Source organism: Sulfitobacter sp. HI0129 (genome assembly GCF_001635395.1).
Classification (GTDB): Bacteria; Pseudomonadota; Alphaproteobacteria; order Rhodobacterales; family Rhodobacteraceae; genus Sulfitobacter.
The window spans coordinates 1-656 of the sequence record NZ_LWGH01000680.1 but is presented as its reverse complement, the minus strand read 5'-3'; the positions used below and the strand labels follow the sequence as shown (position 1 = coordinate 656).

General features: G+C 65.5%; 2 protein-coding genes. Both read right to left on the bottom strand.

Going from position 1 to position 656, the window contains the following annotated elements; genetic code table 11:
- Positions 1-431, bottom strand: a 431-nt coding sequence (locus A3764_RS17245) for an NlpC/P60 family protein (protein WP_067951827.1), incomplete at its 3' end; no start/stop codon positions are given.
- On the bottom strand, positions 428-656 hold a 229-nt coding region (locus tag A3764_RS17240; RefSeq protein ID WP_201722194.1), incomplete at its 5' end, for a phage BR0599 family protein. The genes A3764_RS17245 and A3764_RS17240, both read right to left, overlap by 4 nt.

The window sequence follows — 656 nt, the reverse complement described above, 5'->3', positions numbered from 1 at the left end:
GGAAATGCGAAACAGGCAACGACGCGGCGCTGCCAGGGTATGCTCATCGGGCTCTCGACGACGCCGCGACCCGAATAGGCGTGGATAAAGGCGGGCCTCTCGCACTGGGTGCTGAGAATTCCGAGATGCTTGGCAACTGCACCCGGCCGCATCCTGAACAGCACCACGTCACCAGCGCAGGCATCCGTCAGTGACTTGCTTCGCAGATATCGCGCAGCGGCCCGCCAGAGCCTTTCGTCCCCCTGCGGTTCTGCCCAGTCCCGCGTATAGGCGGGCACCCGTGTCGGCTCGGCACCCAGCCGGGCCCGCCAAACCCCGCGGATCAGCCCCAGACAATCGCAGCCCGCCAACCGGACGCTCGCCTGATGCACATAGGGCGTACCGATCCAGCGCCGCGCCTCGATAACGGGCCAGGGAACCTGCTCACTCATCGCAGGCTTCCCTTGCCATCGGTCCCCTGCGCGCGGGGGGCGGCAGTGATCCAGTCCATGCCCGGCAGATCCGGGAAACCCCTGTAATTCAAAACGTTGTCAAACTTCTTGCGGCAAGTCTCCAACCGTCGGTCGCAGCCCGCCACAAGCCTCACACGCGTACCCCGGGCCACATCCGCCTTAAGCGACTGCCATAGCTCGATCCGCTGCCCGCCGTCCGTAACC